Consider the following 6,845-nt stretch of genomic DNA (forward strand, 5'->3'; position numbering starts at 1 on the left):
ACTTCCGTCGGACGTTCCGCCCGACGACGTGCCGCTCGATGCACTCGCGGCACCGCCGTCGGCGATGATCGGCTGCTCCTCGCCGCCCTCGGCGCGGTGTTCGCGGTACTTTTTGAGATCGAGGATGACGTTGCGCGGGTCGAGCGGTCGGTCGGAGGCCTTGGCGGGACAGACGGCCGAACAGCGCCCGCACTTGGTACAGGCGTCCTGGTCGAGCATCTCCTTCCAGGTGAAGTCCTCGATGGACTCGGCGTTCGTGGCGTCCAGATCGGCGGGAACGTTCGGCAGTCGCTTGCCGGCCTTCTCGTCGCGGGTGACGACGTTCGCAAACGACGAAAGCATGTGGAACGGCTTGGCGTAGGGGATCCACGCGATAAAGAAGAAGGCGATCAGCGAGTGGGACCACCAGGCCAGCCAGTGGAAGGTCTCGGCGTTGAAGCCGAAGACGGCCAGCGTGACGTGGTTCGGGTCGGTTCCCGTGCCGGCGATCGTCGGCAGGCCGATCGTCTGGAACAGCAGGGCGAGCCCCCAGCCGACGAAGCTGACGATCTCGTGGTCGGGCATCCCCGTCGCGTAGATGCGCAGTCCCTCCAGCAGGAAGCCGCCGACGCCCAGCGCGAACAGCGTCCAGATGAAGATGTCGTCCTCGTTTGAGGTGTGGCGGTCCCAGAGGCGTTCGTTGCGAACCCAGTACCGGCGGTACATCGCCATCCCGATGCCGACGACGAACAGCAGTCCCATCGCGTCGACGATGAACTGGTAGCCCAGATAGAAGTCGTCGACCCAGAACGAACCCTGGAACGGCTCCCAGAAGTAGCCATCAATGAAGAGGATCGTCGTCGCGATCAGCAGGGTCAGAAACCCCCACATGATGAAGGCGTGCATCAGCCCGCCGTAGAGGTCCCTGTTGAACTGCTTCTCGTTCGAGAGCACGATCTTCGTACTCGAGAGGATCCGGCTGCCGAGGTCGTCGAGGCGGGCGAACGGGTCGTCGTCGCCGGCCGTGTACCGCGTGAATCGTGTGTACACTCCGTAGAGGAAGACGAGGATCGTGACGGTCGCCAGGAGATAGAACAGCGCGTACTCCGTGCTGCTGAGCCCCCAGTAGGTCTCCCTCGTCACCTCCGTCTGCGCGAGGACGTTCATGTTCAATTAGGCGGGGAGCCGTGACTTAATTCTTGTCACGAGATTGTCCGCCGTACCCCGCTGTCGTCCTGCGTAAATTAACCGAGTATTTTGAGTTTCTGTTAACTGCGGTTCCCGGTCCGTTCTGCCAACAGGCTTATATGGACGCCTCCCGCGAGTGTGCACCCATGAACGAGAAAACCGAAGAACTCCGCGATCTCTTTACCGACGTCACCGACGGCGAGGAGACCGTCACCGAAGCCCAGAAGGACGACCGGGGCTCCCTCGAGAAGGACGAACGCACCGACCGGGAGCGCCTCGAGAGCGTCGTCACGCAGATGAACGAACGCTACGGGCTCGGGGGTCCGTTCTCGACCGACGACTACCTTCGCGTTGCGGAGGGGTTTTACGACGACCGCTCCGATGCGGCGCTGGCCGAGGAACTCGGCGTCGACGAGGCCGACGTCTTCGAGGCGCGGATGTCGCTGCACCTGATCGACGAGAGCGACGCGGACGAGGTCGACCTCGCCGCGATCCGGGAGCGCGAGGAGGACGACGCCGCGCTCGCCGAGGAGTACGACGTCAGCGAGGATCGCATCGGTCGCTACCGTCGTGTGGCCGCGGCCCAGGACGAATCCCGCGCGGCCAACGACCGCTACCGCGACGAGTTCGACAGCGTCCTCGCCGACGCCGCCCTCTCCGAGCGCATGGCGACCGACGTTCGCGAGGACGGCCTCGAGGACGCCACCGAGGGAATGGAGACGGACGTCGACTTCTAGCGCGACGAACTCCGCACGGAGCAGACGAGGGTTTTTGTACGAAGGCGGGGCCAGACCGCCCGTGTCACACGTCCCCTTCAGTGATCTCCGGACGGCCGCCTACTGTCCGCGGAAGTGTTACTACCGGCGCCGGCAGGACGACGACGAGCGCGAACCCCCACCCGAGGTTACGGAAATTCGGGATCTCGAGCCCCGCTACGAGTCCCTGCTCGAGACGTCGATCGACGCGCTCGAGGCCGAACCGATCGCCGTTCCGCCGGCGGCCTACCGCGATCGACTCGCCGAGACCCGGCGACGGCTCGCGGAAGCGGATCACTGGAAGCGCCTCCGCGAGCCCGCCGCGCGAGACGTCCTCGCGACCGGGCGCCACTGCCGCGGGATCGTCCACAAGGTCCTCGAGGACCCCCTCGAGCCCGTGCTCGTCTCCGCGGGCAAACCCCCAGAGAACGGCGTCTGGGAGTCCCAGTCGGTCCACGCCGTCGCGGCCGCGAAGGCGCTAGCGTGGGAACACGAGCGGTCGGTTGAGCGCGCCTGGCTCGAGTACCCCTCTTACGGCACGATCCGGCGGATCGATCTCACGACCCGACGGAAGGCGGGGTACCGCCGGGCGCTGCGGGCGGTGCGGGAACTCGACGGGCCGCCGGCCAGGATCGACAACCGGGCGAAGTGCGGAGCCTGCGAGTTCGCAGAGCAGTGTGGCGTTCGAACGCGGACGCTGCGGTCGTTGCTGGGATTCGGTTAGTGAGCGTCGAGCCACGCCTCGATCTCGTCGGCCCCCGCACCGCGGCGGTGGATCGTCCCGCTCGAGACGTCGACGACGGTGCTTTCGGTCCCTGCGGTCTCGCCGCCGTCGAGCGTCACCGCGACGGCCTCGCGGATCGACGGCTCGAGGTCGTCGACCCGGCGGACGCTCCCGCGCCCGCTGACGTTCGCGCTCGTCGACGTGACCGGCGTCCCGGCCCGTTCGCAGAGTCGAAGCGCGAGGTCGTGGTCCGGGACCCTGATCCCGACCCGATCCTCGCCCGCAGTTAGTTCGTCGGGGACGACATCGCGGCGGCGGCAGAGCACGGTCACGGGGCCCGGGAGAAACGTCGCCATGAACTCGCGCTCGCGGTCGGTCGCGCGGACGTACTCGAGGGCCGACGGAACCGACGGCAGGGCCATCGAGACCGGCTTCGACCGGTCCCGTCCCTTCACCTCGAACACCCACTCGACGGCGTCGGGATCGACGGCGTTCGCACCGAGCCCGTAGACGGTCTCGGTCGGGTAGACGACCAGCTCGCCGCCCCGGATCGCTTCGGCAGCGGACTCGAGTTCGCTCATACCGCTCGATCGGTCCGGCGACGCCAAAAACGCACCGCGTTAGTCGAGCCCGAGTTCGGCCTCGAGCTCCTCGTAGTCGGGGAACTCGGGCCACTCGTCGGCGACCCAGATCGACTCGATCGTCCGGTCGGCCTCGAGGGCGACGAACGCGAGCCGGGGCTCGCTGATGCCGGCCATCCCGTCGAGGTCGTGGGCGATCCCGTACTCGTCGGCGATCTCGTTAGTCGGATCGGCAAAAATCTCGACGGCGAGGTCGTTCTCGTCGAGGAACCGCGAGATCCCGTAGGGGGTCGAGGCCGTGACCCCGACGACCTGCTCCTCGCGCTCGAGCCAGCCCCGCTCGGCCAGCTCGTCCCAGACGTACTTGGCGACGAACGAGCCGATCATCGGCGTGAACACGAGGATCGTTCGTCCGTCGACCAGCTCCGACAGCGACCGATCCTCCCAGAACTCGTCGGTGACCAGCGGTCGCGCGAAGTCGGGGGCTTCTACGCCGGGCTCGAGGTGGTCGGTCGGTTCGAGTTCGACGACGTCGAACTCGGGCATCAGTCGTCCCCCCCGGCGTCGGCCGTCGCTTCCGTAGCGGTCGTCGAGCCGCCGTCCGAACCGGCGCCGTAGGTCGACTCGAGGTAGTCGACGATGTTGGCGCTCTCGGCCATCGTCACGCCGGTCTCGTCGTCGACGATGACCGGGACCGTGCGGACGCCGGCGACGCGCTTGACGACGTCCCGCCGGGAGTGAAGCGGCTCGACGAACCGCGAGCGGTACTCGAGTCCCAGCTCTCCGAGCGTGCGAGCGACGCGCTCGCAGTAGGGACACGCCTGGAGCCGGTAGAAGGTGATCGCCGGTCCGTCGTCGCGACTGGTGGCCTCGGACATGGCCGTTCGTTGGGGGACCGAGGGGGTAAACGTGTCGTCGGAGAGAGTGGGAAGAATGGTAAACGGTTAACCGATCGGGTGTTAACTCAGGGTATCATGGCGCTGTCTCCGCTGCTCGAGGTCGTGCTCGCCGCCTACGAGGTTCCGTTCGTCGGCCTCGAGTTCGACGAGTCGAGCGTGACTGTCTTCGGCGTTCTCGCCGTCGCGGTACTCATCCTGCTCTCCGGATTCTTCTCCTCGTCCGAAATCGCGATGTTCAACCTCGCGAAACATCGTCTCGACGGAATGGTCGAGGACGGGGTCGAGGGGGCTCCCCTCGTCAAGGACCTCAAGGACGATCCCCACCGGCTGCTCGTGACGATCCTCGTCGGAAACAACATCGTCAACATCGCGATGTCGTCGATCGCCACGGCTGTGCTCTCCCTTCACTTCGGCGGGCTGGTGGGGGTCCTGCTCGCGACGTTCGGGATCACCGCGATCGTGCTGCTGTTCGGCGAGAGCGTCCCCAAATCCTACGCGGTCGAGAACACCGAGTCGTGGGCGATCCGCATCTCGAAGCCCCTGAAGGCGACCGAGTACCTGCTCTACCCGCTGATCGTCCTCTTCGACTACCTCACTCGGCAGGTGAACAAGCTCACCGGCTCGACGGGCGCGATCGAGTCGCCCTACGTCACCCGCGACGAGATCCAGGAGATGATCGAGTCCGGCGAGCGCGAGGGCGTCCTGGAGGAGGAAGAACACGAGATGCTCACCCGGATCTTCCGGTTCAACCAGACGATCGTCAAGGAGGTGATGACGCCCCGACTCGACATGACGGCGGTCCCCAAGGACGCGACGATCGACGAGGCGATCGAGACCTGCATCCAGAGCGGCCACGCCCGGGTCCCGGTCTACGAGGGCAGCCTCGACAACGTCCAGGGCGTCGTCCACATCCGCGATCTGGTTCGCGATCTCAACTACGGCGAGGCCGAGACGGAGGATCTCGAGCTCGCCGATCTCATCCAGCCGACGCTGCACGTCCCCGAGTCGAAAAACGTCGACGAACTGCTGACCGAGATGCGAGAGAACCGGATGCACATGGCGATCGTCATCGACGAGTTCGGCACCACCGAGGGGCTGGTGACGATGGAGGACATGGTCGAAGAGATCATCGGCGAGATCTTAGAGGGCGGCGAGGACCTGCCGATCGAGGAGATCGACGCCGACACCGTCCTCGTCCGCGGCGAGGTCAACATCGAGGACGTCAACGAAGCGCTCGAGATCGAGCTGCCGGAGGGCGAGGAGTTCGAGACCATCGCCGGCTTCATCTTCAATCGGGCGGGTCGGCTCGTCGAGGAGGGCGAGGAGATCGAGTTCGACGGCGTCCGAATCACGGTCGAAACCGTCGAGAACACACGCATCATGAAAGCGCGGCTGCAGAAACTCGATCACTACGACGAGACGGACGAGGAGCCCGCGGACGAACTCGAGGAGACCGACGCGAACTAGCGGGCGTCGACGGCGGTGACGACCTCGCTTGCGACCCGCGGCGGCAGGACGACCCGTCGGGGGCCCTGGACGTAGCGGCCGTCGGGCTGTGCGTAGTCGAAGTTGACGATGGCGACGTCACCGATCTGACGGACGGAGGCGTCCGTTATCACGTCGAGGTCGATCGCCTGGTCGGGATCGTAGAGGTAGATCGTTCGCTCCTCGGGGTTGTACGCGCCGACAGACCGCAGGAACGACGCCAGCAGGAGCGCGACGAGCGCCAGCGGAAGCGTCAGCGCGGCCAGCCCGGTGAACGGGCCGGCGCCGACGCCGCCCAGCAGGCCCTGCTCCGACACGATTCGCCCGCCGATCATCAGCGAGCCGATGAGGACGATCATGGTTACGGTTCCCAGGATCGCATCGCTCGCTCGGTCGAGCGAGACGTCCCGATCGGCTGCGACCGGGAGCGCGTCGGCGAGACGCTCGAACTGTCGCTCGGCGTTGCTCGAGAGGGCGAACGCGACGGCGGCGACCAACACGGCGGCCAGCGCGGCGACGACGATCGACTGCCCGCCGATCTGCGTGGCCATGTCGAACAGCCGCCAGAAGATGATGATGATGCTCACGGCGAAGAAGGTCCCGACGCCGAGCGACCACAGGAGTCGAACGGTGCGGGAGGTATCGGGATCCCGTCGCCACTGGATCGGTTCGGTCGCGTCCATACTCGACTCTCGCCACCGGTCGTGTAAAGGCTGTTCGATGTCCCCTGTCGGACGGATCATACGGTTTACTGTACGTCATTACCGGCGCAACCGTCGCACGGGTCGCGGTTGCGCCGGTACATCGGTACAGCAATCCGTATCAGAGCAGGACGGCGTCGATAGCGAGATAGCCCGCAAACGAGACGATGATCGACCCGACAAGCGAGAGTACCCACGCGAGCACGGTGTACCCCATCTTTCTCGCGCTGACGCCGCCGCCGGAGCTGGCGGCGTAGCCGCTGCCGATGATCGAACTGACGATGATCTCGTTGAACGAGACGGGGATCCCGAACAGGACGGCGACCTGCGCGATGGCGAACGACGGGATCAGGGCGGCGATCGAGCGACGCGGGCCCAGCGAGGAGTAGTCCTGCGAGATCGCCTTGATCATCCGCGGCGCGCCGGTCCAGGAGCCGAGCAACAGCCCGAATCCGCCGCCGACGAGCAGCGCGATCAGCGGCAGTCCGACGTCGCCCGAGAGGGGGATCAGCGGGCCGATCGCGAGCCCGACC

The 6,845-nt window shown here is 66.2% G+C and carries 9 protein-coding genes; 3 read left to right on the forward strand and 6 right to left on the reverse strand.

Features of this window, described 5'->3' with window-relative positions; translation table 11 throughout:
* Positions 1-1,146: 4Fe-4S dicluster domain-containing protein (locus ACNA7R_RS04110; protein ID WP_416282281.1), on the reverse strand; the 1,146-nt coding region annotated here is incomplete at its 3' end.
* A gap of 167 nt (positions 1,147-1,313) precedes the next feature.
* Between ACNA7R_RS04110 and ACNA7R_RS04115 the strand changes: the two genes are divergently transcribed.
* On the forward strand, positions 1,314-1,904 hold the full coding sequence (locus tag ACNA7R_RS04115) for a conditioned medium-induced protein 4 (RefSeq protein ID WP_416282282.1): 591 nt from the start codon (positions 1,314-1,316) through the stop codon (positions 1,902-1,904).
* A gap of 61 nt (positions 1,905-1,965) precedes the next feature.
* Positions 1,966-2,646 (forward strand): hypothetical protein, encoded by a 681-nt coding sequence (locus ACNA7R_RS04120; RefSeq protein ID WP_416282283.1) that lies wholly within the window; start codon positions 1,966-1,968, stop codon positions 2,644-2,646.
* On the opposite strand, the gene ACNA7R_RS04125 is transcribed toward ACNA7R_RS04120, so the two are convergent.
* Genes ACNA7R_RS04125 through ACNA7R_RS04135 form a run of 3 tightly spaced genes read right to left on the reverse strand, consistent with a single transcriptional unit; the run spans position 2,643 to position 4,105 of the window.
* A complete protein-coding gene (locus ACNA7R_RS04125) occupies positions 2,643-3,227 on the reverse strand; it encodes an L-threonylcarbamoyladenylate synthase (RefSeq protein ID WP_416282285.1) in 585 nt (194 codons plus the stop codon). The genes ACNA7R_RS04120 and ACNA7R_RS04125 overlap by 4 nt on opposite strands.
* A gap of 39 nt (positions 3,228-3,266) precedes the next feature.
* The gene (locus tag ACNA7R_RS04130) at positions 3,267-3,773 is read right to left on the reverse strand and encodes a redoxin domain-containing protein (RefSeq protein ID WP_416282286.1); all 507 of its coding nucleotides are present in this window, start codon (positions 3,771-3,773) and stop codon (positions 3,267-3,269) included.
* Positions 3,773-4,105 (reverse strand): glutaredoxin family protein, encoded by a 333-nt coding sequence (locus ACNA7R_RS04135; RefSeq protein ID WP_416282287.1) that lies wholly within the window; start codon positions 4,103-4,105, stop codon positions 3,773-3,775. The genes ACNA7R_RS04130 and ACNA7R_RS04135 overlap by 1 nt, the downstream gene beginning before the upstream one ends.
* 96 nt (positions 4,106-4,201) lie before the next feature.
* On the opposite strand from ACNA7R_RS04135, the gene ACNA7R_RS04140 reads away from it, so the two are divergent.
* The gene (locus ACNA7R_RS04140) at positions 4,202-5,593 is read left to right on the forward strand and encodes a hemolysin family protein (RefSeq protein WP_416282288.1); all 1,392 of its coding nucleotides are present in this window, start codon (positions 4,202-4,204) and stop codon (positions 5,591-5,593) included.
* Here the strand turns inward: ACNA7R_RS04140 and ACNA7R_RS04145 are convergent.
* Both ACNA7R_RS04145 and ACNA7R_RS04150 read right to left on the reverse strand, forming a co-directional pair.
* Positions 5,590-6,294, reverse strand: a complete 705-nt coding sequence (locus ACNA7R_RS04145) for a hypothetical protein (RefSeq protein WP_416282290.1) — start codon at positions 6,292-6,294, stop codon at positions 5,590-5,592. The genes ACNA7R_RS04140 and ACNA7R_RS04145 overlap by 4 nt on opposite strands.
* Positions 6,295-6,433: 139 nt before the next feature.
* A partial coding sequence (locus ACNA7R_RS04150; RefSeq protein WP_416282291.1) for an inorganic phosphate transporter occupies positions 6,434-6,845 on the reverse strand: 412 nt, incomplete at its 5' end.

This window comes from Natronococcus sp., from assembly GCF_047921035.1.
Lineage (GTDB): Archaea > Halobacteriota > Halobacteria > Halobacteriales > Natrialbaceae > Natronococcus.

What these genes read in the sequence shown, in the direction of transcription:
- ACNA7R_RS04115 (WP_416282282.1), top strand. Translation starts at nt 1,314, where the DNA reads ATGAACGAGAAAACCGAAGAACTCCGCGATCTCTTTACCGACGTCACC.
- ACNA7R_RS04125 (WP_416282285.1), bottom strand. Translation starts at nt 3,227, where the DNA reads ATGAGCGAACTCGAGTCCGCTGCCGAAGCGATCCGGGGCGGCGAGCTG.
- ACNA7R_RS04130 (WP_416282286.1), bottom strand. Translation starts at nt 3,773, where the DNA reads ATGCCCGAGTTCGACGTCGTCGAACTCGAACCGACCGACCACCTCGAG.
- ACNA7R_RS04135 (WP_416282287.1), bottom strand. Translation starts at nt 4,105, where the DNA reads ATGTCCGAGGCCACCAGTCGCGACGACGGACCGGCGATCACCTTCTAC.
- ACNA7R_RS04140 (WP_416282288.1), top strand. Translation starts at nt 4,202, where the DNA reads ATGGCGCTGTCTCCGCTGCTCGAGGTCGTGCTCGCCGCCTACGAGGTT.
- ACNA7R_RS04145 (WP_416282290.1), bottom strand. Translation starts at nt 6,294, where the DNA reads ATGGACGCGACCGAACCGATCCAGTGGCGACGGGATCCCGATACCTCC.